Source organism: Pseudonocardia kongjuensis, from assembly GCF_039526905.1.
GTDB lineage: Bacteria > Actinomycetota > Actinomycetes > Mycobacteriales > Pseudonocardiaceae > Pseudonocardia > Pseudonocardia kongjuensis.
In genome coordinates this window covers 35911-61502 of sequence record NZ_BAAAJK010000011.1, presented here as the reverse complement: position 1 = coordinate 61502, position 25592 = coordinate 35911, and the positions used below count along the sequence as shown (strand labels likewise).

The window sequence follows — 25592 nt, the reverse complement described above, 5'->3', positions numbered from 1 at the left end:
CCAGGAGCCGCCCGATGAGCCCCGGCCAGCAGCCTCCGGTCACCGCCTTCGGTCCGGACTTCCCGTTCCCGTTCGACGACTGGATCGCCCATCCCGCCGGGCTCGGCCGGATCCCGGCCGACCGGCTCGGCACCGAGGTCGCCGTGGTCGGCGCCGGGATCGCCGGGCTGGTCGCCGGCTACGAGCTGATGCGGCTGGGACTGCGGCCGGTGGTGTACGAGGCGTCGCACCTGGGCGGGCGGCTGCGGTCGCAGCCGTTCGAGGGCGCCGACGGGATCGTCGCCGAGCTGGGCGGCATGCGGTTCCCGCGCTCGTCGACCGCGTTCCACCACTACGTGGACCTGCTCGGGCTGCGCACCGAGCCGTTCCCGAACCCGCTGACCCCGGCGTCCGGCAGCACCGTGATCGACCTGCACGGACGGACCTACTACGGCCGCACCCTGGCCGATCTGCCGCCGTTCTTCACCGAGGTCGCCGACGCCTGGGCGGCGGCGCTGGAGGAGCGCGTCGGGTTCTCGGCGATCCAGGACGCCATCCGGAACCGCGACACGGCGACCCTGAAGCGGCTGTGGGACGAGCTGGTGCCGCAGTGGGACGACCGGACGTTCTACGACTTCGTGTCCACCTCGAAGCCGTTCGCCGAGCTGAGCTTCGCGCACCGGGAGGCGTTCGGGCAGGTCGGCTTCGGCACCGGCGGCTGGGACTCGGACTTCCCCAACTCGATGCTGGAGATCCTGCGGGTGGTGACGACCGCCTGCGACGAGGACCAGCTGCTCGTCGTCGGCGGCGTCGAGCAGGTCCCGCAGGGCCTGTGGCGGCGCGCCCCGGACGGGATCGCGCACTGGCCCGCCGGGACCAGCCTGTCGTCGCTGCACGGCGGCGGGACCCGGCCGGGCGTCGCCCGGATCCACCGGGTGGACGACGGCACGATCCGGATCACCGACGTCTACGGCGGCGTCCGCGACTTCCCGGCCGTCCTCGCGACCTGCCAGGGCTGGCTGCTGTCCACCCAGATCGAGACCGACGAGTCGCTGTTCAGCCAGGAGCTGTGGATGGCGATCGACCGGACCCGCTACATGCAGTCGACGAAGACGTTCGTGATGGTCGACCGGCCGTTCTGGCGGGACGTCGATCCGGCGACCGGCCGGGACGTCATGAGCATGACGCTGACCGACCGGCTCACCCGCAGCACCTACCTGTTCGACAACGGCCCGGACCGGCCCGGCGTGATCTGCCTGTCGTACACCTGGATGAGCGACTCGCTGAAGATGCTGCCGTACCCGGTCGAGAAGCGGGTCGAGCTGGCGCTGCGCGCGCTGCGCGAGATCTACCCGGGCGTCGACATCGCCGGGCACGTCATCGGCGACCCGATCACCGTGACCTGGGAGTCCGACCCGCACAGCCTCGGCGCGTTCAAGGGTGCACTGCCCGGCCACTACCGCTACAACCGGCGGATGTACTGCCAGTTCGTGCAGGACGACCTGCCGCCGGCCGAGCGCGGGATCTTCCTGGCCGGCGACGACGTGTCGTGGACGCCGGCCTGGGCGGAGGGCGCCGTGCAGACCGCGCTCAACGCCGTCTGGGGGATCATGCACCACCTCGGCGGCAGCTGCCCCGCGGACAACCCGGGGCCCGGCGACCGGTTCGCCGAGCTCGCCCCGCCGGCCCTGCCCGACTGATGCGGATCGCGCTCGCCCAGTGCGTCCCCGGGCCGCGGGACGTGCCGGGCAACCTGCACCGGCTCGACGGGTTCGCCGCGGCGGACACCGATCTCGTCGTCACCCCGGAGATGTTCCTGACCGGCTACGCGATCGGCGCCGACGCGGTGCGGGCGCTCGCCGAACCGGCCGACGGGCCGTCGGCCGCCGCGGTGGCCGCGCTGGCCCGGCGGCACCGCACGGCGGTCCTCTACGGCTATCCCGAGTCCGACGGCGGGCAGGTGTTCAACGCCGTCGCGCTGGTCGGGCCGGACGGCTCCCGGCTCGCCGGGTACCGCAAGACGCACCTGTTCGGCGAGCTGGACCGGGCGCAGTTCAGTCCGGGTGCCGACCGGCCCGCGGTGGTCGAGCTGGACGGCTGGCGGCTGGGCCTGCTGATCTGTTACGACGTCGAGTTCCCGGAGGCGGTCCGCGATCTCGCGCTCGCCGGGGCGGACGCGGTGCTCGTCCCGACCGCGAACATGACCGGCTACGACCGGGTGCCGGCCACCCTCGTCCCGGCCCGGGCGTACGAGAACCAGATCTACGTCGGCTACGCCAACCTCACCGGCGCCGAGGCCGGCCTGGTCTACGGCGGACTGTCCTGCGTGGCCGGTCCGGACGGCGCCGACGTCGCCCGGGCCGGGCGCGGCGAGGAGCTGCTGCACGCCCGGCTGGACCGGACGGCGCTGGCCGCGTCGCGCCGGGAGAACCCGTTCCTCGCCGACCGGCGGCCCGAGCTCTACCGCCGCCTCACCGGCCGCTGACCGGCGCGATCCGGATACCGATCTTCGTCGCGCCGTCGCCCGCCCGGCGGGCCAGCTCCAGCGCTGCCGGGGTCTCGGCCAGCGGCAGCTCCCGCTCCAGGCACTGGCCGACCTCGACCAGCCCGCCGTCGACGAGCTCGAGCGCCTCGTGGAACGAGCGCAGGCCCGGCTCGTACTGCGCGCCGCTCGGCCAGACGATCGTCACGTTGCGCTGGAACGCCAGGTGCGCCGGGAACGCGCTCGGCTCGGTGCGCTCCGGGTACCCGAAGAAGCAGACGGTGCCCGCCCAGCGCACCATGCCGATCGCGGCGGCCCGGCAGTCGTCGTAGCCCGCCGCCTCGACGACGACGTCCGCGCCGCGCCCGCCGGTGAGATCGGCGACCAGCTCCTCCGGGCTCCCGCCGGGCACCTGCACGGTGTGCGTCGCCCCGAGCCGGGCGGCGACGGCCAGCCGATCGGCGTCCCGGTCGGTCACGACGACGGCCGGGTACCCGAGCCGGCGCAGGTGCTGCACGAAGTAGCCGCCCGCCGAGCCCGCCCCGATCACGACGGCCACGTCGCCGTCCGGGCGGCCGACCCGGCGCATCGCGAACAGCGTGGTGCCGAGCTGCTGCGCGGTGACCGCGCGGCGCAGGTCGGTGCCGGGCGCGAGCGGGACCAGGTAACCGGCCGGGACCGCCTGGTACTCGGCGAAGCACTGCCCGGTCGTCCCGGGCGGGACGGTGAGCACCGGGGTGCCGGGCGGCAGCGGCGCGTCCTCCGGCCCGACGACGACGCCGGTGCCCTCGTGGCCGGGGTACCCGGGCCGGCCCAGCATGTCCGGCCGGTGGAAGCCGTCGAACACCGAGTGCACGTCCGAGCCGCACACCGACGAGTAGTGCATCTCGACCAGCAGCTCGCCGGGCCCGTGGACCGGCCGCGGGAACGACCCGACGACCGGCACGCCGGGCGCCGCCAGGGTCGCCGCCGTCATGGGAGGGGTGCTCGCCGAGGTGCTCACGGGGCCGCATTCCAGCATAACCGGTGCGTCGCGGGCACGACCTCGCAGGTAATCGACCCGGGGCGCGGGCCCGCCGATGGTGGACGCAGACACCGGGGACGCACCCCGGGCGACGTCCAGGAGGCGACCATGAACCCCACCACGCACCCCACCACCCGCCCGGCCATCGCGATCCGGCCGGCCCTGCGGGTCGACGCGCTGGCGTCCGGCGCCCTGGGCGCGGCCACCGCCGCCGGGGCGGTCCCGCTGGCACCGCTGCTGGGGCTGCCGGTCGCGCTGCTCGTGGGGGCCGGGGCGTTCCTGGTGCTCTTCGCCGGCGGACTGCTCCTGCTGGCCGCCCGACGACCGGTCCCGCCCGGCGGGGTGTGGGCGGTGGTCGCGGTGAACGTGGCCTGGGTGGTGGCGAGCGTCGCGCTGGTTCAGGTGGCCGCGCCGACCGCGCTCGGTACGGCGTTCCTGCTGGCCCAGGCCGTGGTGGTGGCGGTGTTCGCCGGATGGCAGTCGGCCGCCGGGCGCTGATCGCCGTCCGGTGGGGGTCCGGTGCCACTGGTGGCACCGGACCTCCACGAAGCACTGATCACTTCGGCTGGTCCCCGGTGCGGGTCCGCAGCACCGTGCGGGCGCGCCGGAGCAGCTCGTGTGCCTCGTCGGGACCGAGCACCCCGGCGGCGACCGCCGCGGTCAGCCGGACCGGCATCTCCTCCACCAGCCGCGCGTGCTCGGCCAGGTCGATCTCGTCCGCCACTGCGCACCTCCCGCACCCGGAGCTACGCACGCCGGCGCCGGTCGGTTCACCGGTGCCCCCGGACGCAGCAGGGCCGCGGCGGCGAGCACCAGGCCCGGCCGCTCGCCGAGCAGCAGCCCGGCTACCCGTCCTCGCCCAGCGCGACGTCCGACACCGCCGCGATGTGCTCCCCCATCGCCGCCGACGCCGCGACCGGGTCGCCGGCCCGGATCGCCAGCAGCACCGCGCGGTGCCCGGCCAGCGACTCGGCCGGGCGGCCCGGCCGGCTGAGCGACTCGATCCGGGACTCCCGGATCAATCCGGCGATCTCGCCCATCAGGGTCGCCAGCAGGCCGGAGTGCGCGGCGGCGGTGACGGCGGCGTGGAACTCCTCGTCGGCGGCGATGCCGCGGCCGCCCGCCGCGATGTCGGCGGCCATGCCGGCCAGTGACTCGTCGATCCGCCGCAGGTCCTGCTCGGTGCGCCGCTGTGCGGCGAGCGCGGCGATCCGGACCTCCAGGGCCTCGCGCGCCTCGATCACCTCGCGGAGCCGGTGCTCGCGGGCGCGGACCGCGGCGAGCACCTGGCGGTCGGCGGGGACCTCGCGGATCACCGCGCCGTCGCCGTGCCGGACCTCGATCACGCCCTGCACCTCCAGCGCGACCAGCGCCTGCACGACCGAGGCGCGGGAGACGCCGAGCCGGCCGGCCAGCTCGCGCTCCGGCGGCAGCCGGTCGCCGGGGCCGAGCCGGTGCTCGGTGACGTGCTCCAGCAGCCGCTCGACCAGCTGCTCGTAGAGCCGCGGCCGGGTGAGCGGCTGCAGCGTCGCCGGACGTCGGGGCTCTGCGGGCACCGGTACCTCCGCGCATCTCGTTGACACCCACCGTAGCGCGAGTGGATAGTCCACTGGACGTATTGGACTGTCCACTGCGCCACCGGGTGGCGATCGCAGCGACGCCGGTGACCCGTGACCGAGGGGGTCGCATGCCACCGCAACCGGTTCCGTCCCCGGCCACCCGGACGCCCGGGTCGGCCGCTCTGCTCACCGCGCTGCTCGATCCCGGCTCGTTCCACCCGTGGGACTCCCCCGCGGCCCCGCCCGCCGGGACCGGGCCGGACCACCGGCGCGAGCTCGACGACGCGGCCCGCGCTGCCGGGACCGACGAGTCCGTGATCACCGGGCGGGGCCGGATCGACGGCCACCCGGTCGCCGTCGTGTGCAGCGAGTTCGCCTTCCTCGCCGGTTCGGTCGGCACCGTCGCCGCCCACCGGGTGATCCGCGCCGTCGCCCGGGCCACCGCCGAGACGCTGCCGCTGGTGCTCTCCCCGGCCTCCGGCGGCACCCGGATGCAGGAGGGCAACGCCGCGTTCCTGGCGATGGTCGACATCGCCGACCGGATCGCCGCGCACCGGGAGGCGGGCCTCCCGGTCGTCGGATACCTGCGTCATCCGACGACCGGCGGCGCGTTCGCGTCCTGGGGGTCCCTCGGCAGCCTGGTGTTCGCCGAGCCGGGCGCGCTGATCGGCTTCCTCGGGCCGAAGGTCCACCGGGCGCTGCACGGCGAGCCGTTCCCGCCCGGCGTGCAGACCGCGGAGAACCTGCACGCGCACGGCCTGGTCGACGGCGTCGTCGACGCGGGGGGCCTGCGCGACCGGGTGGCCGGGATCCTGCGCTGCACCGGGCGGGGCGCCCGGCCGCCCCGCACCCCCACGGCCCCCGGGCCGGCCCCGGCCCCGGCCCCGGCAGCGGACCCGGACCATGCAGCGGACCCGGACCATGCAGCGGGCGTCCGCCCCGCCGACGCCCGGACCGCGATCACGGCGACCCGCCGGGACGACCGGCCCGGCGTCCGGGACCTGCTCGCCCACGCCCGGGACGTCGTCGAGCTGCACGGGACCGGCGCGGGCGAGATCGCCGCGGCCACCGTGCTGTGCCTGGCCCGGCTCGGCGACACCGGCTGCGTGCTGGTCGGGCAGGACCGGGCGGCCCGCCGCCCGCCCGGCCCGGCCGATCTGCGGGTCGCGCAGCGCGGCATGCAGCTCGCCCGCGAGCTGCGGCTGCCGCTGGTCACGGTGGTCGACACCGTCGGCGGGGAACTGAGTCCGGCCGCCGAGAACGGCGGCCTGGCCGGGGAGATCGCCCGCTGTCTCGCGACCATGGCGCGATTGCCCGTCCCGACGGTGTCGGTGCTGCTCGGCCGCGGCACCGGCGGGGTGGCGCTGGCCCTCCTCCCCGCGGACCGGGTGCTCGCGGCCGGGCACGGCTGGCTCGCGCCGCTGCCGCCCGAGGGCGCGAGCGCGATCGTGCACGGCACCCCGGACCGGGCGGTCGAGGTCGCCGGGACCCAGCAGGTCACGGCGGGCGAGCTGGCCGCGCTGGGCGCGGTCGACCGGATCGTCGCGGAGGTACCGGATGCCGCGGACGAGCCGATCCGGTTCGTCCGGCGGCTGGCCGGGGTGATCGAGGACGAGATCGCGGTGGCGCGCACGGTCCAGGGGCTGCACCGCAGCCGGTCCGGGGCGATCGGCGGGTGAGCCGGGCCGGGGCCCGGGCCCCGGCACGTTCTCAACGTGCCTGTGATCTTGGCGGCGGCTGCCCTAGGGTCTTCCCCATGTCGTCGTCCGCAGGCACCACCACCGGCCGGTCCCGCCGCCCGGGACCGCCGAAGCGGGACGGCCGGCTGGCCGGCGTCCGCCGGGTCAGCGTGGTCGACGAGCTCGTCGAGCAGATGACCAGGAAGATCGTCACCGGGGTCTGGCCCGCCGGCACGATGCTGCCCTCGCTGCGCGAGTTCGCCGCGGACACCGGCACCTCGATGCTCACCGTGCGGGAGGCCGTCCGCACCCTGCAGGCCCGCGGCTGGGTGGAGACCCGGCAGGGCGTCGGCACCGTGGTGCTGGAGGTCGAGCACGACGGCCGGTTCGTCCCGTGGTCGCTCGGCGCCTCCGACGTCTCCGAGTACGTCGAGATGGTGGAGGCCCGCGAGGCCATCGAGTCCGCGATCGTCGATCTCGCCGCGCAGCGCCGCACCGACGCCCAGCTCACCCGGCTCGACGAGCTGCTCGACGCGATGTTCGAGGCCGGCACGGACATCCCGCGCTTCCTCGCCGCCGACGGCGAGTTCCACATCGTGCTCGCCGAGGCGGCGCACAACCGCATCCTGCTGCGGAACATGCTCGCCATCCGCAGCCCGATGCGCCGGCTGATGGCGAACCGGCTGGAGGCCGAGATCGCCGACCGCGGCGACCTCGTCCGGTCGCACGCCGACCACCGGGACATGGTCGAGTCGGTCCGCGGCCGCGACCCGCGGGCCGGGCGTGCGGCGCTGGGCCGGATGAGCGAGCGGGCCCGGCTGCACCTCGACGCGCTCGGCCCCGCCGACGACGGCTGACCCGCGCCCGCGGTCCTGGTCGGCCACCCGCGGCCCGCGTCCGCGGTCCTGCTCGGCCACCCGCGGCCCGCGTCCGCGGTCCTGCTCGGCCACCCGCGGCCCGCGCCCCCGGTCCTGCTCGGCCACCCGTGGCCGCGTCCGAACACCCGGCGGCCAGCGCACGCCCCCGCACCCGGCCGGGCCCGGCAGGTCATCCCGGGCGGGTGATGCGACCCGCCGGTCCCGCGGCCATCGTCGGCACACGCCGTCCCCGAGCAGCCGGAGTGTGATGACCATGCCGGACGGACCATCCGGCGCGCGCCCCTCGACCCGGCGGCGGCTGGCCGCGGCGCTGGCACTGGCCGCCCTGGTCGCGGCCGCCGCGCTGGTGGTGCTCGCGCTGCTGACCGATCCGCTCGCGATGGTGGCCGGCGTGCTGCTCGTCGTGCTCGCGGTGCTCGCCGGCTGGACCGCGCTGGTCCGGCGCGGCGCCCGCCGGGCCGTCGCCGCCGTGGTCGCCGTGGCCGCGCTGCTGTCGACGGTCGGGGTGCTGCTGCTCGCCGGTTCGGTGCTGCGGCTGGTCGCGGTGGTCGTGCTGGTCCCGCTCGCCACCGCGGCGGCCCGGGTCGCGATCGGCCGCGACCTCGCACCCGAGCCGTCCGCGGCCCGGGCGGTCGGCCCGGCCCGGTCCGGGGTGCTGCTGATGAACCCGCGGTCCGGCGGCGGGAAGGTCGGCCGGTACGACCTGATGGGTGCGGCCCGCCGGATCGGCGTCCGCCCGGTGCTGCTGCGCCCCGGCGACGACCTGCGCGCGCTCGCCGAGCAGGCCGTCGCCGGCGGCGCCGACGTGCTCGGGATGGCCGGCGGCGACGGCTCGCAGGCGCTGGTCGCCGACGTCGCCCACCGGCACGGCGTCGCGTTCGTCTGCGTGCCCGCCGGGACCCGCAACCACTTCGCGCTCGATCTCGGCCTGGACCGGGCCGACGTCCCCGCCGCGCTGGACGCGTTCGGCGCGGCCGTCGAGCGGCGGATCGATCTCGCCCTGGTCGGCGACCGGGTGTTCGTCAACAACGCCTCGCTCGGCGCGTACGCCGCCGTCGTGCGGTCCGAGGCGTACCGCGAGGCGAAGCTGGCGACGGCCGCCGCGATGCTGCCCGACCTGCTGGGTCCGGACGCGCGCCGGCCGGACCTGCGCTTCACCGGCCCGGGCGGCGAGCTGCGGCACACCAGCGACGTCCTGCTCGTCTCCAACGGCGCCTACCGGCTGAGCAGGCTGAACGGCTTCGGCACCCGGGAGCGGATCGACGGCGGCCGGCTCGGCGTCGTCGCGGTGACCGTCGACCGCGCCCGGGACCTGACCACCCTGCTCGCGGCCGAGGCGGGCGGCAGGCTGGACGGGTTCCGCGGCTACCGGGCGTGGACCGTCCCGGAGTTCGAGGTGCGCTCCGCCGATCCGCTGCTCGACGTCGCCGTGGACGGGGAGACCCTGCAGCTGCCGCCGCCGCTGCGGTTCCGGTCGCTGCCGGGCGCGCTGCGTGTCCGGACCCCGGTGGACGCGCCCGGCGCCGCACCCGCCGCGGCCGCCCCGGCCGGGGTGCGGGACGGCGTCACCGCGCTGTTCCGGGTGCTCCGCGGCCGGCCGGCCCGCTGACTCACACGCCGGTCGTCGCCTCGATCCGGCCGTCCCGGACGGCGTCGAGCAGGCTCCGGTGGTCCCGGTCGTTCAGGTCGGCGTAGCGGTGGGCGAACCGGACCATCGCCCGGTCGAACGCGCTGCCCGAGCCGAGATAGGCGGCGACGGCGACCCGGTCGCCGGAGCGCGCGTGCGCGCGGGCCAGCGTCCAGCCGCACAGCTCCGCGTAGACCGCCATGCCCTGCGGGACCATCGCCTCGACCTCGACCGACGCCTTCCAGTCGCGCAGCTGGCGCACGTAGAAGTCCCGCCGCACGCCGTCCAGCCCGAGCTGCTCCTGCCGGCCCAGGAAGATGTCGCCGACCGCCTGCATCAGCCGCTGGCCCTCGATCACCCGGCGGCCCGGCGAGTCCTGCGGCGCCGGCCCCAGGTACTCCTCGAGCACCGACGGCCCCGCCTCCTTCGCCTGCAGGAACAGCGGATCCCGGTCGTCGCGGCCGAGCAGCAGCAGCATCCAGGAGCGGGTCCCGACGCTCCCGACGCCGACCACCTTGCGGGCGATGTCCACCAGGTGGTATCCGTCGAACAGCACCCGGCGCTCGGACGGCAGCGAGTCCCGGTAGTCGCGCAGGAACCCGCGCAGCAGCGCCTCCTGGTCGGCCACCGCCCGGGCCGGGAGCAGCTCGCGCAGCGGGACGACCAGCGGCGGGGCCGCGGTCAGCCGGAGCCCGTCGGCGGTGGTCGTGGTGAACCGGCGCAGCGCGCCCATGTTGTCCCGGCCGTGCGCCCTGGCGATGCCGCGGTCCAGCCGACGGCCGCTCCCGCGCAGCTCGCGGGCGTAGCGGATGCGGATCTGCTCGACCTCCAGCCGGGAGTACCAGACGTCGAGATCGGTCATCGTGGCGAACCGGCGCATCGCCAGCCGGTAGGAGCGGGCGGCCGTGCCGGCGAGCGCGCGCCGGTCCCGCTTCCGCAGACCGCGCTCCCGGGCGGCGATCTCCACGCTGGTGACGAGCCGCTTCACGTCCCACTCCCACGGGCCGCGCAGCGTCTCGTCGAAGTCGTTGAGATCGAACACCAGGCGTCGCTCCGGTGAGGCGAAGAAGCCGAAGTTCGACAGGTGCGCGTCGCCGCACAGCTGCACCGTGATCCCCGACGCGGGCGTCCCGGCGAGGTCGCAGGCCATCACCGCGGCCGCGCCCCGGTAGAAGGAGAACGGCGAGGCGGCCATCCGGCCGTACCGGACCGGCAGCAGCTCGGTCAGCCGGCCCGCGTCCTGGGCGGTGAGCAGGTCGACCGGGCCGGGCCGGGCCGGGTCCGGGACGAACTCGCCGTGCGCCCCGCGCGGTGCGTCGGCCCGCGCGGCGCGGCCGCGGGCGGCGCGCTGATCGACGGTCGCCCGCACGGGCTCGGGGGATCGGACCGGGGTGGTGGTCATCGGGACTCCAGCGGATCGGTCAGTGGATGTGCGGTTCGGGGCCGGCGGCCAGCGCGTGCTCGATCAGCACCCGCGCCGCGGGCTCCACCGGCAACCCGGCGATCCCGGCCGGTGCGAACCACCGGGCGTCGCTGGTCTCGTGCAGGTCCGCCCGCACCGTCCCGCCGACCTCGCGACCGCGCAGGAGCAGGACGAACGGCTGGCGCACCTCGCCGGCCGGGGACCGGACGACGTAGCCGGGATCGGAGTGCACGCCGATCAGCCCGGTGACGGTCACCAGCACGCCGGACTCCTCGGCCGTCTCCCGGACCGCGGCCGCGGCGGCGGACTCCCCCACGTCGACCCGGCCGCCCGGGAGCTCCCAGCCGCCGCTGTCGCAGCGGCGCACCAGCAGCAGGGTGCCGTCCGGTCCCGGCACGGCCACGACGACCGCGGGGACGACGACGGTGGCCGGCGGCGCGGCCGGGTCGTGGTAGTACACCCGCCGGACCGCCGGCTCCCGATCGGTCACCGATCTGCTCACGCCACCCTCCTCGCACCGGGCCCTGTCCTCCGTCCCGCCGAGGATCCGGCGCCCGCGGGCGGGCGCACCTCCTCCGGGACGGATGAACCGGGGATCAGCGGCGGACCGGCCGGGCCGACACCACCGTGAGCCCGAGCGACCGCATCAGCGCGAAGATCCCGCGCAGGTGCGACTCGTCGACCACGGTGCACTCCAGGATGGTGCTCGCCGGGACGGCCTCGATGCGCATGTCGCAGAACTCGTCGACGGCGTGCGCGGGCAGGTCGCCCTCCACCCGGAACCGGTACGTCGTCCGCGGCATCCGGGCCTCCCTCCACCTCGGGCCGGGCTCAGTCCGCCTGCTGTGCGGCGGGCTGGCGGGAGCGGCGCGCCGCCCGGGCGTCGAGCGTCCAGCTGATCTCCAGCTCCAGCGAGACCTCGCCGTGCTCGACCTCGACCTCGATCTCGGCCCGGATCCGCTCCGGCACCCGGAGCTTCGCGCGGCCGCCGCCGAGCCGCAGCTCGACGTGCCCGTCCCCGTCGGCCAGCGCCGCGGCGAGCCCGGACAGGACCGCGGCGGCGGCCGCCCGGTCCAGCGACTCCTCGTGGGTGAACTCGACGTCCGACACGGCGCTCTCCTCGGGTGGGCTCCTCACCGTTCCGCTCCGCCGGAAGTCTCGCCCGGCCCGTCCGCCCGGGCACCACCCGCGCGGGGTGAACCCCCGGCGGCGTCGGCCCGGGCGAGCGCGCCGGCGACCTGGCGGGCGCCGCCGCCGGGCAGTGCCCGCCGCCAGGGCGGGACGCCGTCGATCTCGATCTGCAGCGAGAAGCTCAGGAAGGTCCGGATCAGCACGATCAGCCCGAGCACCGAGACGTTCTGCAGGGTCGGTTCGACCGCGACGGTCCGGACCAGGTCGGCGGCGACCAGGATCTCCAGGCCGAGCAGCAGCACCCCGCCGAAGGTCTCGCGCAGGGTCCGGTACGCGGCCCGGCCGGATCCGGTGCGCCACCGGACCCGGCCGGAGACCGCCGCCGCGACGAGCAGGCCCACCACCAGCACCGCCGCGCCGAGCACCTCGAACGCGACGGCGACGAGCTCCATCGCCCCGGTCGCGACGGTCACCGCGGCCACGCCCGGTTACGCCTCCTCGGCGAACGCCGCGCGCAACCGGCTCTCCTGCTCGTCCGAGAGGTTGGTCGACAGCAGCGTCGCCCCGGTCTCCCGGAACTGGTCGATCACCTTGTCCGCGACGACGTTCGAGGTCATCACGAACAGCGCCGAGGTGCCCGGGGTGACGTTGTCGCGGACCGTGCGGATGAAGTCGTCGTCGATCCCGACGTCGGAGAGCGACCCGGCGAGCGCACCCATGGTGGCCCCGATGGCCGCCCCGAGCAGCGGGATGAAGAAGATCAACCCGAACAGCAGCCCCCAGAAGGCGCCGCCGAGCGCGCCGCCGCCGGCCAGGCTGTGCAGCTGCTCGGTCTTCGGCTTCTTCCGGCCCTCGGTCCAGTACACGTACGCCGCGTCGTCGATCCGGAGCAGCTCCTCCTTCTGCAACCGCTGCAGCAGGTGGAGCGCCCCGTCCGCGCCGCCCGCCGTGTCGAACTTCCATACCGTCAAGGTCGCCATGCCCGTCTCCGTTCGGTCCGCCGGATGGATGCGGCCGCCGACCAGTTCGACGCGGCCACGGCTCCGGACTCTGCGGACGGCCGGTGCCCGGCGCATCACCCCCGGCGGGGGAACCGCCGCTCAGCGGGTCGAGCCGAGCTCGGGCACCGGGATGGTGTGCGAGGTCGACGCGGCCGCGGCCGCGTAGTCGACGGCGTGCGGGCGCGGCGGCCGGTGCGCGGCGAACACCGCGAGCACGATGCTGACCGCCGAGAAGACCGTGAGCACCACGGCGGCGGCGGAGAAGCCGGCGGCCAGCGCGTCGGCGCGGTCGGCGCCGTCCGCGGTGCGGCCGGCGATCACCGACCCGTAGACGCCCGCGGCGACCGCCGTCATCACCGCACCGCCGACGTAGCGGGCCATGTTGGAGATCCCGGACGCCTGCCCGACCTGTTCGGCGGTGACGCAGGAGGTGGCGACCGACGACGCAGGCCCGTTCGTCAGCGAGAGCCCGGCGGCGATGCACAGCAGCGGGATCAGGAACCGGGTGTAGGGCCAGGACGGGGTGACCAGGACGAGCAGCGCGAATCCGGTGCTGAGCACGACGAACCCGCCGAGCACGGCGTTGCGGGTGCCGAAGCGGTGCGCCAGCGGGGTGACCAGCGGGGCCAGGACGATCACCACCGCGGCCAGCGGCAGCATCGCCAGACCCGCGGTCAGGCTGGAGAACCCGAGCGTCGACGGGTCCTGGAAGTAGAGGCTGAGCAGGAAGCTCAGCGCCGCGATCACCCCGGCCCCGACGAAGATCACCCAGGTGGACGCGACGAGCGCGACGTTGCGCAGCAGCCGCAGGTCCACCAGCGGCGAGGACACCCGCTGCTCCACGGCGACGAAGCCGAACCCGGCCAGCACCGTCAGCCCCAGACACAGCAGGGTCGGCAGCGAGAACCAGCCCCAGCCGGGGCCCTCGGTCATCGCGAACACGAACGGCACGAGCACGCAGGCGATCAGCACCGTGCCCGCCAGGTCGATCGTCGGGGGCCGGTTCGGGTCCCGCGACTCGGCGACCGCCCGCAGGGTCAGCGGGATGCAGGCGGCCGCCACCACCGCGTCGATCCAGAACAGCCCCTGCCAGCCGGTCAGCTCGTTGAGGACGCCGCCGATCACCGGTCCGCCCGCCGCGCCCGCCGCCGCGGCCGCACCCCACAGCGTCACCGCGCGCATCTGCGCCGCCCCGGACGACGCGACCGAGAGCAGGCTCAGCCCGCAGGCGAGGATGGTGGCGCCGGCGGCCCCCTGGATCAGCCGCCCCACCACGACCAGCGTGCCGCCCCGGGCGAGCGCGATCAGCGCGCAGGACACCACGAACAGCAGCAGGCCGGCCACGAAGATCCGGCGGCGCCCGAACACGTCGCCGAGCGCGCCCGATGTCACGATCACCGCGGCGCCGACCAGCAGGTATCCGGTCACCGCCCACTGCAACACGTCGACCGGGACGTCCAGGTCGGAGCTGATCGAGGGCAGCAGGATGCTCACCGCGGAGGTGTTCGCGTTCACCACCAGCGTCGACACGCAGGCGGCGGTGAGCACGCCGGCGCCCGGCCGGATCCCGCCGTCGGTGGGCGCACCCACCCCGCGGCCGGTGTCGCCGGTCATGCCCGCGCCCCCTCGTCGCCCGCCGGGACCGGGCCGGCCGGGTCCCCCGCTGCGGGGGTGCCCTTCGGGGTCGACCGCAGCAGCGCGTCGGCCCAGCGGGCCTTCGGATCGAGATCGACCAGCAGCGCCTTCGCCAGCAGCGTCAGCGGGATCGCCAGGATCGCGCCGAGCGGGCCGAGCAGCCAGGCCCAGAACACCAGCGCCAGGAACGTGACCGTCACCGACAGCCCCACCGCGTCGCCGATGAACCGCGGCTGGATGATCGACTGGACGACGAAGTTGATGCCGCAGAAGACGACGATCACCACCAGCATCAGCTGCGGGCCGCCGACCAGCAGCCCGAGCAGTGCCGGTGGCACCACGCCGATCACGAAGCCGATGTTCGGGATGTAGTTGGTGATGAACGCCAGCAGTCCCCAGGTGGCCGCCAGCGGGATCCCCAGCAGCAGCAGGGCGACCCAGTCGAGCACCGCGACGATCAGCCCGAACACCGTGGTGACCAGCAGGTACCGCCGGGTGCCCGAGGCGAAGCGCTCCAGCGCGGCGCTGGTGTGCGGCCGGTCGGCGGCGATCGAGGCGACCCGGTCGCCCGCCCCGCCCGCCTCGACCCCGAGGAACAGCAGCAGCGCCAGCAGGAACACCAGGTTCGACGCCAGCCCGGCGACGCTGCCGAGCAGCGCGCCGAGGATCCCGGCGAGCTTCCCGAGATCGAGCGACGACGCGGCCTGGCGCAGCTGTTCGGGCCCCACACCGGCCCCGGCCAGCCCGGCCGTCAGCCGGTTCACCAGGCCGCTGGCCGCCGCCGCGTACTGCGGGAGCTCGGTCGCCAGCCGGGCCACCGAGTACACGATCCCGAGGGCGAGCCCGATCAGGATCGCGTAGACCAGAAGCACCACGACCACCGTCGTCGCCCAGCCCGGCCAGCCGTGCCGGCGCAGCGCGCCCTGCACCGGGGCGACGCTGATCACGATGATCAGCGCCATGAAGGCGGGCCCGATCAGCCAGGCCACCGCCTGCAGCCCGGCCGCGACGACGATCGCCGCGGCGAGCCCGAGCAGGATCACGAGCGCCCGCGGGATGCCGCGGCGGGCGGCCGCACCGTCGGTCGCGGGTGACGGAACGGCCGTGGCCGGCACCGGCGCGGCACCGGACGGCGGGGTGGCCGGGAGATCGGCTGCCGAGGTCGTCATGGCGCGAAGCTAGGACGGCCCCGCTGCCCCGCCATCACCCGCGACGGGCGACAAACCCCGCGGCACCTGCGGCGGTGGTTTCGCCCGTCCCGGGTGACGTCCGCGGTGCGGGCGGGCTGTTCGGTCGGCAGCGTGCGAGACGACAGCGCATCCCGGGCCACGCCGACCCCCACCTCCCGACGCCGGGCGGTCGTCGTCGCGGTAGTGAGCTCGGTGGCGTCGGTGACGGTCCTGCTGGCCGTGTACTACGCGGCGCCGTTCGACCGCCCGCTGAACCTGCGCACCGAGGCCCTCTTCCTGGGTGCCCTGGCGCTCTACGCCTGGCTGGTGGCGCGCCAGGTGCGGGCGGTCATCGGGGCCGAGTACCCGCGGCTGCGCGCCGCCAGGGCCGTCGCGACCGGCTTCCCGCTGTTCCTGGTGATCTACGCCGGCGCGTACTGCATCGTCACCCACGCCCTGCCGGAGAGCTTCAGCGAGCCGCTCACCCGGACCGACGCGCTCTACTTCACCGTCACCGTGTTCGCCACCGTCGGTTTCGGCGACATCACGCCGGTCACCGAGCTGGCGCGGGTGCTCGTGATGACCCAGATGCTCCTCGGCCTGTTCGTCATCGGGCTCGTCGTGCGGTTGCTGCTCGGCGCGGTCGACCGGGCGGAGCAGGACCGGGAGGCCCGCTCGGCCGATCCCGGGCGCGACGGTGGTCCGTCCGGTCGCGGGCCGCACCGGTGAGCGACGTCGCGGGGACCGGTCGCCCGGTCGACCCAGCGCCGGACAGCAACCGGCGCAACGGTCCGGCATTCGCACCAGCGGCACCGCCCTGCCACGCGACATGTACTGCGCCGCAGCGTCACAGGCGGCCGGAATCCGACGGCCGGATCGGCTCCTGCACCGTCCGGTTAGTCAACAACATTGACGATTGTGTTCCGACCATTGCACAGCGCACGGTACTGGCCCCGCGCCGGAGCACCACGTCGAACGACGGTCGCTCACCGGGAGCCGACCGCGGCGTGCTCGCCGAATCGGGAGGTGAACGCCCGGCCGAGGCGGTGGGACCGCATCCGCCGCCGAGCCGTACCGGGCACCGACATGCATCTGAACCAGCAGCACCCCGACGTCGTCGGGCACCCACCGGAAGGCCGTGCCGTGCGGCCGGCCGGGACCGTCCGGATCCCCTCCGTGAAGATCACCGTTCCGCCGGCCCCGCCGGGGGCGGTGGACCGCGCGGCGCTGGCCGAGCGCCTGACCCGGGGTGCGACGGCCGACCTGTCCCTGGTCTGCGCCCCCGCCGGGTACGGCAAGACGTCGCTGCTCGCCGGCTGGGCCGCCGCCGACGACTCGACCGACACCGCCTGGGTGAGCATCGACCGCGACGACAACACACCCAGCCGGTTGTGGACCTCGGTCGTGGCCGCGGTGATCCGCTGCCCGTCGGTGCCGGCCGGCAGCCGGCTCCGGGCGCCGTGGGAGTGGCGCTCCGGTGCGCTGCCCGAGCTCGTCGCCGAGTTCGCCGGCGCGCTGGCGGCGCTGCCGGGCCCGCTGCGGCTCGTCCTCGACGACGTCGACGAGCTCGTCGATCCCGACGCCGTGCACGGCCTGCGGATCCTCACCCGGATCAAGCCGGCATCGGTGCACCTCGTGCTCGCGAGCCGGTTCGATCCGCCGCTGTCCCTCCCCCGGATGCGGCTCGGCGGACGGCTGCAGGAGCTGCGCGCCGCCGAGCTCGCGTTCACCCCCGCCGAGGCCGCCGCCCTGCTCGAGCGGTCCGGGCTGCGTCTCACCCCCGCCCAGGTCGACACGCTGCACACCCGGACCGGCGGCTGGGCGGCCGGACTCCGGCTCGCCGCGTTCGGCCTGGAGGCGGCTGCCGACCGGACCGCGTTCCTCGAGCGCTTCTCCGGCGACGACCGCTCGGTCGCCGACTACCTGGTCGGCGAGATCCTCTCCGGCCTGCCCGCCGACCGGCGCGAGTTCCTGCGGGTGATCAGCATCAGCAACCCGGTGCCGACCGGGCTCGCCGTCGAGCTCTCCGGCCTGGACGAGGCGGGCGGGCTCCTCGACCAGCTCGAACGCCGCACCTCGCTGCTCACCTCGATCGGGACGGAACCCGGCACCTACCGGGTGCAGGAGCTGCTGCACACCCACCTGCGCGCCGACCTGGAACGGCAGGGCGGCCGCCGGGTCGCCGACCTGCACGCGGTCGCCGCCCGCTGGTGGGCGGACCGGGGCCGGCCGGTGCCCGCGCTGGAGCACGCCGCGCGGGCCGGCGACGACGCCCTGCTGACCGGCATGCTGCACCGGCTCGCCGTCCCGCTGCTGCTCGCCGGGGAGCACCGCGCGGTGCGCGACGCGCTGGCGCGGCTCGGCCCGGACACCGTCGCCGACGACCACCGGCTCGGCCTGATCTCCGCGCTCGGCCATCTCGAGGCGGGCGAGGCCGACGCCGCCCGGGACGACCTGGACACCGCCCGGCGCCGCCCACCGGGCCACGGCGATCCCGCCGATCTCGCCGCGCTCCGCACCGTGGCCGAGCTGTTCGCCGGCCGGCCCGGCCCGTCCGGTACCGGCGCCCCGCTGCCCACCGAGCCGGGCGCCGCCGCGCTGGCCCGGCTCGGCCGCGGCCGGGCGCTGCTCGGCCGCGACCGGGACCGGGCGCGGGCCGAGTTCGACGTCGCCCTGTCGCTGAGCCGCCGGCACGGCTTCGAGTACCTGCAGGCGGTGTCGCTGTCGCTGCTCGGCGTCGTCGCGATCGAGACCGGTGACCTGCGCACGACCCGGTCGCTGTGCGGCTCCGCGCTGGCCCTCGCCGACGACCACGGCTGGGACGGCACGCCGCTGACGGCCACCGCGCGGGCGATGCTGGCCTACACCGAGCTCGCCCGCTGCGCCTGCGCGGAGGCGCAGCGGATCGCCGCGGCCGGCATCGCGGCCGGACCGGCCGCGGCGTCACCGCAGGTCTGGTACGTGTTGCGGGCGGTGCACGGATCCGCCCTCTTCGATCTCGGCGACCGCGCCCGCGGACTGGCCGAGCTGCAGCGGGCGCGCACCGAGTTCGGCGACCGGGCGATCGGCGCCGAGCCGGCCGCCGCGCTGGCGATGCTGGAGTGCCGGCAGGCGCTGCTGCTCGGCCACGCCTCCGCCGCCCAGAGCGCGTTGGCGTGGTCGGCGGAGCGCACCGGCGAGTGCGGCGAGCTGCTGACGATGCGCGCCTGGGCGGAGTCCGCCGGGCAGCACCGGGACCGGGCCAGGGCGCTGGTGCGGCCGGTCCTGGACGGGACGGTGGACACCGTGCTGCCGGTGACCGCGGTGGACGCCTGGCTGCTGGAGACCTCGCTCGCGGTGCGTGCGGACGAGCGGTTCGCCGCCCGGCACGCGCTGCAGACCGCGCTCACCCTGGCCGAACCACTGGACACGGTCCGGCCGTTCGCCGTCGCCGAGCCGGGCGTGCACGAGCTGCTGGTGCACCAGGACGGCGGCTTCGGGCCGGCCGACGAGATGGCCCGGCGCGCGCTGCGGGCCGGGCTCGGCCGGACCCGGCAGGCGTCGATGCTCAGCAACCGGGAGATCACGGTGCTCGAGCTGCTCCCGTCGCTGCTCTCGCTCGACGACATCGCCGTCGATCTCGCCGTCTCGGTGAACACCGTGAAGAGCCACGTGCGCTCCATCTACGCCAAGCTCGGCGTGCGCAGCCGCCGGCTCGCGGTCGCGGCGGCGCACGAGCGCGGGCTGATCGGCAGCCGGCCCCGCTGAGCCGGCCCGGCTCATCCGGTCCGGGCGATGACGGGCCGCGGTCCCGGGCGCACCCTGCCGGAACGGATCCGGACACGGGAGGACGGTGGCGATCGCGATGGCGCGGTACGAGGTGTGTGTCAGCGGGCATCTGTCCGAACCGGCCCGGCGGGCGTTCTCCGAGCTGGAGATGCGGACCCTGCCCCCGCAGACGACCCTCTACGGCGTCTTCCCCGAGCAGGCCGACCTCTACGAGCTGCTGCGGCTGTGCAGCGGCATGGGGCTGGAGGTCGTCTCCCTGCAGCGCCTGCCGGACTGACCCGTCCCGGCTCACCCGCGGCGGGGGAGGAGGAACCGGCGCCGGGCGACGACCCTCGTGGTCGTCACAGCTCACCGGACCGGGAGGAACGATGTCGTCAGTGTCCCAGCACCCCACCCCCACCGACCGGCTCTCACGGGCGCCGCGACCCCGGCCGGCACCCTGGCAGTCCGGCCTCGCCGTGTTCGCCGGGATCATGATGGTCATCGCCGGGGCGTTCGGCGCCGTCCAGGGGCTGGTCGCGCTGTTCTCCAACGAGGTCTACATCACCGCGCCCGGCTACGTCCTCGCCCTCGACCTGACGACCTGGGGCTGGGTGCACCTGATCCTCGGGCTGCTGGTCGGGTTCGCCGGTGCCGCGGTGCTCACCGGCCAGACCTGGGGCCGGGTGGTCGGGATCACGATCGCGATCCTGAGCATGCTCGCGAACTTCGTCTTCATCCCCTACTACCCGGTGTGGTCGCTGTTGATCATCGTGCTGGACGTCTTCGTGATCGCGGCGCTCTGCACCTACACCCGGGGTGCCCAGGACGCATGATCCACGGTGCGGCGGGCCGGGCTGCTCAGGAGAACCGGCTCTGGCCGACGAACCGCGCCCACAGCGCGGCGAGCAACCCGGCGGCGGGCTCGGGATCGGCCGCGGGCCCGGGCACGAACCCGGGCACCGGATCGGGACCGGCCGGGCCGGTCGGTCCCGGCACCGCGCCGGGCGCCTCCGGTCCCGGACCGGGACCGGCCGGGACGCCGTCCCCGCCGGCGGCGGGCTCGTCGGGCCATCGTCGGTTCACGGCCGCCGGTCCCCCCGGTGTCACGAGCCGGGACGCCGCGCCCCGGGACCCCTCACCCGGGGCGCGGCGTCCTGCACCGCAAGGTCGTTGATATTTGTCGTAACGTCTAGTCAAATTATTCGGACGGACGGGACCGGGTCAAGACTCCATCCGCCGCAGACCACCCTGGTGACGGCTGTGCGGCCGGCGCCGTTCGGGCACCGTTGCGGGATGCTCGTATCGAGGAAGCGGCCCGGCGTGCGGGTCACCGACAGCGTCGGGGTGGCGGGCGGCGTCGCGGTCGCCGGGAGCGCGGGCGTCGCCGGGAGCGTCGCCGTCGCGGGGAGCACCGGGGTGGTCGGCAGCGTCGCGACCGCGGGCAGTGCCGGGGTGCTCGGCAGCGTCGCCACCTCGGCGGGTGTCGCGGTGCTCGGGAGCGTGCTGACGTTCCTCGGCATCGGGCTGCTCGGCTGCGTCGGCTGCGCCGCCTGCGTGTTCTGCCGCCGCTGCGTCGGCTGCGCCGCCTGCGTCCGCTGCACCGACTGCGTGGGCTGCGCGGGTTGTGTCGACTGTGTCGGCTGCGTGGGGTGCGTCGGCCTGCGCGGGGCCGTCGGGGTGGTGCGGCAGGCGGCGTGAGGCCGCAGCCCGGCCGCGGGTGACGCCCGGTTCGCCGGTACGACGCCGGGCGGGCGGCCCCGGTCTCCCGGTACCGCCCGCCCGTTCTTCCGTGCCGTCCGGCCCGGCCCGCCCCGTTCCGTCCCCGGCCGGTCGTCGTCCGCTATCCGGTGGTGACGGTCAGCCGGCCCAGCGTGGTCGCGTGGTCCGGATGGTCGGCCGGGACGACCGCCGAGGACAGCGCCGTCCAGCAGGACGGGCAGCTGTACTGGCGGAACACGACGGGCGCGTCGACGTAGTCCGCCGCGACGGCGATGATCTGCGGCCCGGCGTCGGTCGGCGGGCCGTCGTACACGGCCAGGGCCAGCGGTGATCCGCCGCCGGTGTCGCCGAGGATCTCGGCGCAGTGCACGCAGACGATGGTGTCGCCGACCTCGGCGAGGTTGTCGTCGATCCGCCTGGCCGAGGTCAGGTCCGCCCGGCCGCGGGTCCGGCCGACGATCCGGGACCGCGCGCGACGCCCGTCCCGCAACCGGTCCCGCTCGGCCCGGGTGGCATCCGGGTCGACCGCCCCGTCCGCGGCGACCACCCCGTAGACCTCCGCCGCGGCGGCCGGGGTGATCTTCTGCTCGCGCAGGTCGCGCAGCACGGCGGCGGGATCGCGGGTGAGCGGGTCGCCGTAGCCGCCACCCCCCTGCCAGGTCATCGCGAACACCTCCCCGGGGGCGAGATGGCTGGAGACGTAGTTCTGGCCGGGTTCGAGGGTGTCGCTGATCTCGTCGAGCTCGGAGGGCAGCCGGCCGGCGGCCAGCAGCTCGGCGATCCGGCTGTTCCGCGCGACGACGTCGAGCCCGCTGTTGCCGGGATGCCCGCCGCAGAGCCCGGCGTTCTGCGCGACGGCCTTGCCGGCCGAGGCCAGGACCAGGCCCATCGGGATGCTCGTGCCGTGCGGGGTGAGCGCGATCGAGGCGCCGAGCCCGCCGCGGTGCCGCCCCGGGCCGCCGGAGTCGCGCACCTCGCGCCGCCAGAGTGCGAGGACCGGGTACATGAACTCGGTCATCTCGACGTCCGGGACCCGGCCCATCGGGATACCGAGCAGCCCGCCGGTGTCCACGCCGTCGGCGTGCGGCCGGGCGCCGTAGCCGCCGGCCATCGGCTCCATCATGATCGACAGGAACGGCGCGGGCTGCTCGCCGCGCTCGTCCAGCCCGGCGATGACCGCGGTGTCCCAGGTGCCGCAGCAGGTGGCCTGCACGTTCTTGCCGAGCTCCAGGTCGCGATCGAGCATCTGGGACAGGCACTCGGCGATCAGGCTGCCGGTCAGCCAGGCCGGCCCGATCGGCCCGCGCCCGACGGCGGCCGGGAAGGTCGCGTTGTTGAGCGTGCCCTCCTCGGTGACCAGGTCGAAGCAGCGCATCAGCCCGCCCGCCGACCACGGGATGTCGTGGGCGAGGATCGGCAGCAGCGCCAGCATCACGCCGCCGCGCATGCCGGCGTAGGTGCAGTTGATGACGCCGGCCTGCGGATCGGTGCCGGTGAAGTCGAAGGTCAGCCGGTCGGCGGTCTTCGTCGTCCGCACGGTGATCCGGTGCAGGCCGCGGTCGCCCTCGTGCGACTGGTCCTGGTAGCCGGTGGCGGTCCACGAGCCGTCCGGCAGCGCGGCGAGCTTGTCCTTCAGCCGGGACTCGGCGTCGGACATCATCCGCTTCATCACGGCCTTCACGGTGTCCGCGCCGTACTGCTCGACGAGCGCGGCCAGCCGCTCGGCGCCGACGTTGTTCGCGCCGATCTTGGCCCGCAGGTCCAGGCCGACCAGCATCGGTACCCGGGAGCGCCGCACCCACAGGTCGGCGACGTCGCGCTGCAGCTGCCCGCCGCGCACCACCTTGACCGGCGGGGTGGGCAGCGACTCGGAGAACACGTCCTGCGCGGCGGGTGAGAACGACCCGAGCCCGACGCCGCCGAGATCGGGCTGGTGCGCGACGGCGCTGGTCCAGGCGAACAGCTTCCCGTCGTGGAACACCGGCTGGTAGACGATCACGTCGTTCTGGTGCAGCCCGCCGCCGACCCACGGGTCGTTGCACAGGAACATGTCGCCGGCCTCGATGCCCGGGTTGTCCGCCCGGTTCCGCAGCGTCCAGTAGATCGCCAGGTCGACGGCGCCGACCAGCATCGTGTTGTAGAGCCCGACCTGCACCTCCTGACCCAGCTCGTCGGAGATGGCGAAGTCGAAGTCGTTGGCGTCGGTGACGATCGGCGAGCCGGACATGCGCTTGAGCGCCTCGCCCATCTCGTCGGTCACCGACCACAGCCGGTGCCGCACGACCTCGTAGGTGAGCGGGTCCAGCGCGTCGATCTGCTCCTGGCCGACGGTGTGCACGGCCAGCGCCGAGGGCAGCGAGCGGGCGAGCTCGTCGGGATCGACGGGACGGCTGGAGAAGACCTCCGAGCCGGGGATCGGCATGGTCATCAGGCGCTCCTGCGGATGGAGAGGTTGCCGAGGTGGTCGACGGTTCCGGTGGTCCCGCCGGGGACGACGACGGTGGTGGTCGGCACCTCGACGATCGCCGGTCCGTGCAGCACGTGGCCGGCCCGCAGCTCGCGGTAGTCGTGCACCGGGGTGTCGACGTAGCCGAGCCGGGCGTCGAGCTGGACCGGCCGGCTGGTGAACCCGACGGCCTCCGACGTCGCCGCGGGCACCGGGGGCAGCTCGGGGCTGAACGGCAGCACGCCGACCGCCCGGACCCGGAAGGTGATCGCCTGGATCCCGGCCTCGCGGAAGCCGGCGTCCCGGCCGAACAGCTCCGCGTACCGCTTCTCGAACGCGTCCGCGGCGGCCTCGACCTCCGGCATGCCGAGCGGGCCGTCCGCGACCGGCGCGGTGACCTCGGCGAGCTGCATCGAGTACCGCATGTCGATCTCGCGGTGCAGCTCCACCGTGGAGAACGTCACGCCCTGGCGCTCCAGGCCCGCCCGGACCCGCTGCTCCAGCTCGGCGAAGTTCCGCTCCGCGCGCTGCGGGTCGAACGGCACGGTCAGCGGATCGGACAGCTCGGCGGCCAGCACGATGTCGCTGGAGGCCAGCCCGAACGCGGAGAACGCGCTGGCGACCGGCCCCAGCGGGACGACGACCTCGGCGCAGCCGACCTCGGCGGCGTACCCGGCGCAGTGCGCGGGTCCCGCCCCGCCGAAGGCGTAGAGCACGAAGTTGCGCGGATCGTGGCCGGACTCGACGACCGTCTTGCGCAGCAGGTCGCCGGTCTGGGCGTTCTGCACGGTGTAGATCGCGGCGGCCGCCTCCTCGACGGACAGGCCGAGCGGCTTCGCGATCTGGGTGTCGATGGCCTGCCGCGCGAGCTCGAGGGACAGCGGCTTGCGCCCGCCGAGCAGCCCCTTCTCCGGCAGGATGCCGAGCACCAGGTTGGCGTCGGTGTTCGTGGGCTCGGTGCCGCCCGCCCCGTAGCAGGCCGGGCCGGGGACGGCCTGGGCGCTGCGCGGGCCGATCCGCAGGTTCCCGCCGGCGTCCAGCCAGGCGATCGCGCCGCCGCCGGAGCCGATCGCGTCGACCCGCAGCGTGGGGACGTTGATCGGGTGGTGGTTGATCACCGTGGTGGTGTCGCGCACCGGCTCGCCGTCGACGACGAGGCCGGCCAGGAACGTGGTGCCGCCGACGTCGGTGGAGATGATGTTGCGGTGGCCGAGCTGGCGGCCCAGCGCGACGCTCCCGATCACGCCGCCGGTCAGCACCGAGCCGACGGTGGAGATGGCGGCGGCCGGGGCCTCCTTGGCCGCCACGGCGCCGCCGTTGGACTGCATGACCAGCAGCGGGCCGCGCAGCCCGCCCTCCCGCAGCGAGCTCTCCAGCGTCCCCAGGTAGTCACGCAGTCCCGGCCCGATCTGCGTGCTCATGATCGTGGTGGCGTTCCGGGCGAACTCCCGGATCCGCGGGCTGACCTCGCAGGACAGCGCGACGAAGACGTCCGGGTCCTGCTCGGCGATCAGCTCGCGCAGCCGGCGCTCGTGCGCCGGGTTCCGGAACGACCACAGCAGCGAGACGGCGATCGCGCGGATGCCGTCGGCCAGCAGGCTGCGGATCGCGGCGCGCGCCTCGTCCTCGTCGAGCCCGACGACGACGGTGCCGTCCCGGTCGATCCGCTCGGTGACCTCCAGCGCGTGCCGCTTGGGCAGCAGCGCGTGGTCCTTGTCCTGGCCGAGGACGTACTGCAGCTCGTGCGGGGAGCGGCCGAGGTAGCGGCCCTCGACGTTCATGATGAAGATCGAGTCCCGGTGCCCCTTCGTGGTCAGGAACCCGACCGGCGGCACGTCGCCCATGACCAGCGCGTTCAGCGAGGACGTGGTGCCGTGCGCGATGTGGTGGGTCTGCGCCAGCATCCCGGACAGGCTCGTCCCGAGCTGCTCGGCCAGCAGCCGCAGGACGTCGAGGACGCCCCGGGAGTAGTCCGGCGGGGTGGAAGGTGACTTCGCGGCGAGCACGGTTCCGGCGTCGTCGTCGAGAACGGCGTCGGTGAACGTGCCGCCCACGTCCACGCCGATGACATAGGCCATGGCTGGCGCTCC

The 25592-nt window shown here is 75.3% G+C and carries 25 protein-coding genes; 11 read left to right on the top strand and 14 right to left on the bottom strand.

Features of this window, described 5'->3' with window-relative positions; all coding sequences use genetic code 11:
• The first annotated feature begins 14 nt into the window (after positions 1 to 14).
• A complete protein-coding gene (locus ABD160_RS15470; RefSeq protein ID WP_344022931.1) occupies positions 15 to 1679 on the top strand; it encodes a flavin monoamine oxidase family protein in 1665 nt (554 codons plus the stop codon).
• A complete protein-coding gene (locus tag ABD160_RS15465) occupies positions 1679 to 2464 on the top strand; it encodes a carbon-nitrogen hydrolase family protein (RefSeq protein ID WP_344022929.1) in 786 nt (261 codons plus the stop codon). Before ABD160_RS15470 ends, ABD160_RS15465 begins: the two co-directional genes overlap by 1 nt.
• Here the strand turns inward: ABD160_RS15465 and ABD160_RS15460 are convergent.
• Positions 2451 to 3437: a zinc-binding dehydrogenase gene (locus ABD160_RS15460; protein WP_344022926.1), complete on the bottom strand. Its 987-nt coding sequence runs from the start codon at positions 3435 to 3437 to the stop codon at positions 2451 to 2453. The two genes, ABD160_RS15465 and ABD160_RS15460, sit on opposite strands and share 14 nt — an antisense overlap.
• 156 nt (positions 3438 to 3593) lie before the next feature.
• Here ABD160_RS15460 and ABD160_RS15455 point away from each other — a divergent pair, with 156 nt between their 5' ends.
• On the top strand, positions 3594 to 3983 hold the full coding sequence (locus tag ABD160_RS15455; RefSeq protein WP_344022924.1) for a hypothetical protein: 390 nt from the start codon (positions 3594 to 3596) through the stop codon (positions 3981 to 3983).
• A 58-nt stretch (positions 3984 to 4041) separates the two neighbouring features.
• Here the strand turns inward: ABD160_RS15455 and ABD160_RS15450 are convergent, their stop codons facing one another.
• Both ABD160_RS15450 and ABD160_RS15445 read right to left on the bottom strand, forming a co-directional pair.
• On the bottom strand, positions 4042 to 4209 hold the full coding sequence (locus ABD160_RS15450) for a hypothetical protein (protein WP_344022922.1): 168 nt from the start codon (positions 4207 to 4209) through the stop codon (positions 4042 to 4044).
• Positions 4210 to 4330: 121 nt separating this feature from the next.
• Positions 4331 to 5041, bottom strand: coding sequence for a FadR/GntR family transcriptional regulator (locus ABD160_RS15445; RefSeq protein ID WP_344022920.1), 711 nt, complete (start codon positions 5039 to 5041; stop codon positions 4331 to 4333).
• Between the two features lie 131 nt (positions 5042 to 5172).
• Here ABD160_RS15445 and ABD160_RS15440 point away from each other — a divergent pair, with 131 nt between their 5' ends.
• From ABD160_RS15440 to ABD160_RS15430, 3 genes are all read left to right on the top strand, one after another.
• Positions 5173 to 6723 carry a carboxyl transferase domain-containing protein gene (locus tag ABD160_RS15440; protein ID WP_344022918.1) on the top strand — a complete coding sequence of 517 codons (1551 nt, stop codon included), beginning with the start codon at positions 5173 to 5175 and terminating at the stop codon, positions 6721 to 6723.
• 77 nt (positions 6724 to 6800) lie between these two features.
• On the top strand, positions 6801 to 7580 hold the full coding sequence (locus ABD160_RS15435; RefSeq protein WP_344022916.1) for a FadR/GntR family transcriptional regulator: 780 nt from the start codon (positions 6801 to 6803) through the stop codon (positions 7578 to 7580).
• Between the two features lie 274 nt (positions 7581 to 7854).
• Positions 7855 to 9210, top strand: coding sequence for a diacylglycerol/lipid kinase family protein (locus ABD160_RS15430; RefSeq protein ID WP_344022914.1), 1356 nt, complete (start codon positions 7855 to 7857; stop codon positions 9208 to 9210).
• Position 9211: 1 nt separating this feature from the next.
• Here the strand turns inward: ABD160_RS15430 and ABD160_RS15425 are convergent, their stop codons facing one another.
• The 8 genes from ABD160_RS15425 to ABD160_RS15390 all read right to left on the bottom strand — a co-directional run bounded on the left by ABD160_RS15425 (position 9212) and on the right by ABD160_RS15390 (position 15587).
• Positions 9212 to 10630, bottom strand: a complete 1419-nt coding sequence (locus tag ABD160_RS15425) for a DUF2252 domain-containing protein (RefSeq protein ID WP_344022912.1) — start codon at positions 10628 to 10630, stop codon at positions 9212 to 9214.
• 19 nt (positions 10631 to 10649) lie between these two features.
• A complete protein-coding gene (locus ABD160_RS15420) occupies positions 10650 to 11153 on the bottom strand; it encodes an NUDIX domain-containing protein (protein WP_344022910.1) in 504 nt (167 codons plus the stop codon).
• A 94-nt stretch (positions 11154 to 11247) separates the two neighbouring features.
• Entirely contained in the window at positions 11248 to 11454 is a 207-nt protein-coding gene (locus ABD160_RS15415; RefSeq protein ID WP_344022909.1) for a hypothetical protein, read from the bottom strand.
• Between the two features lie 28 nt (positions 11455 to 11482).
• Positions 11483 to 11788 carry an amphi-Trp domain-containing protein gene (locus ABD160_RS15410; protein ID WP_344022907.1) on the bottom strand — a complete coding sequence of 102 codons (306 nt, stop codon included), beginning with the start codon at positions 11786 to 11788 and terminating at the stop codon, positions 11483 to 11485.
• Complete coding sequence (locus tag ABD160_RS15405) at positions 11785 to 12264, bottom strand: DUF1622 domain-containing protein (RefSeq protein ID WP_344022905.1); 480 nt, start codon at positions 12262 to 12264, stop codon at positions 11785 to 11787. The genes ABD160_RS15410 and ABD160_RS15405 overlap by 4 nt, the downstream gene beginning before the upstream one ends.
• A 6-nt stretch (positions 12265 to 12270) precedes the next feature.
• Complete coding sequence (locus ABD160_RS15400; protein WP_344022903.1) at positions 12271 to 12762, bottom strand: DUF1269 domain-containing protein; 492 nt, start codon at positions 12760 to 12762, stop codon at positions 12271 to 12273.
• Positions 12763 to 12882: 120 nt separating this feature from the next.
• Positions 12883 to 14397, bottom strand: coding sequence for an MFS transporter (locus ABD160_RS15395; RefSeq protein WP_344022901.1), 1515 nt, complete (start codon positions 14395 to 14397; stop codon positions 12883 to 12885).
• Positions 14394 to 15587, bottom strand: coding sequence for an AI-2E family transporter (locus tag ABD160_RS15390; RefSeq protein WP_344022899.1), 1194 nt, complete (start codon positions 15585 to 15587; stop codon positions 14394 to 14396). The genes ABD160_RS15395 and ABD160_RS15390 overlap by 4 nt, the downstream gene beginning before the upstream one ends.
• Before the next feature lie 132 nt (positions 15588 to 15719).
• On the opposite strand from ABD160_RS15390, the gene ABD160_RS15385 reads away from it, so the two are divergent.
• From ABD160_RS15385 to ABD160_RS15370, 4 genes are all read left to right on the top strand, one after another.
• Positions 15720 to 16316 carry a potassium channel family protein gene (locus ABD160_RS15385; protein WP_344022897.1) on the top strand — a complete coding sequence of 199 codons (597 nt, stop codon included), beginning with the start codon at positions 15720 to 15722 and terminating at the stop codon, positions 16314 to 16316.
• A gap of 447 nt (positions 16317 to 16763) precedes the next feature.
• The gene (locus tag ABD160_RS15380) at positions 16764 to 19334 is read left to right on the top strand and encodes a helix-turn-helix transcriptional regulator (RefSeq protein WP_344022895.1); all 2571 of its coding nucleotides are present in this window, start codon (positions 16764 to 16766) and stop codon (positions 19332 to 19334) included.
• Between the two features lie 85 nt (positions 19335 to 19419).
• Entirely contained in the window at positions 19420 to 19632 is a 213-nt protein-coding gene (locus ABD160_RS15375) for a hypothetical protein (protein WP_344022893.1), read from the top strand.
• Positions 19633 to 19723: 91 nt separating this feature from the next.
• Positions 19724 to 20170 (top strand): DUF7144 family membrane protein, encoded by a 447-nt coding sequence (locus tag ABD160_RS15370; RefSeq protein ID WP_344022891.1) that lies wholly within the window; start codon positions 19724 to 19726, stop codon positions 20168 to 20170.
• A gap of 25 nt (positions 20171 to 20195) precedes the next feature.
• On the opposite strand, the gene ABD160_RS15365 is transcribed toward ABD160_RS15370, so the two are convergent.
• Positions 20196 to 20420: a hypothetical protein gene (locus tag ABD160_RS15365; protein ID WP_344022889.1), complete on the bottom strand. Its 225-nt coding sequence runs from the start codon at positions 20418 to 20420 to the stop codon at positions 20196 to 20198.
• A gap of 210 nt (positions 20421 to 20630) precedes the next feature.
• On the opposite strand from ABD160_RS15365, the gene ABD160_RS15360 reads away from it, so the two are divergent.
• The gene (locus tag ABD160_RS15360; RefSeq protein ID WP_344022887.1) at positions 20631 to 21035 is read left to right on the top strand and encodes a hypothetical protein; all 405 of its coding nucleotides are present in this window, start codon (positions 20631 to 20633) and stop codon (positions 21033 to 21035) included.
• Positions 21036 to 21177: 142 nt separating this feature from the next.
• Here ABD160_RS15360 and ABD160_RS15355 read toward each other — a convergent pair whose 3' ends face one another.
• Entirely contained in the window at positions 21178 to 23484 is a 2307-nt protein-coding gene (locus tag ABD160_RS15355; protein ID WP_344022885.1) for a hydantoinase B/oxoprolinase family protein, read from the bottom strand.
• Positions 23484 to 25580, bottom strand: a complete 2097-nt coding sequence (locus ABD160_RS15350) for a hydantoinase/oxoprolinase family protein (protein ID WP_344022883.1) — start codon at positions 25578 to 25580, stop codon at positions 23484 to 23486. The genes ABD160_RS15355 and ABD160_RS15350 overlap by 1 nt, the downstream gene beginning before the upstream one ends.
• Positions 25581 to 25592 lie beyond the last annotated feature (12 nt).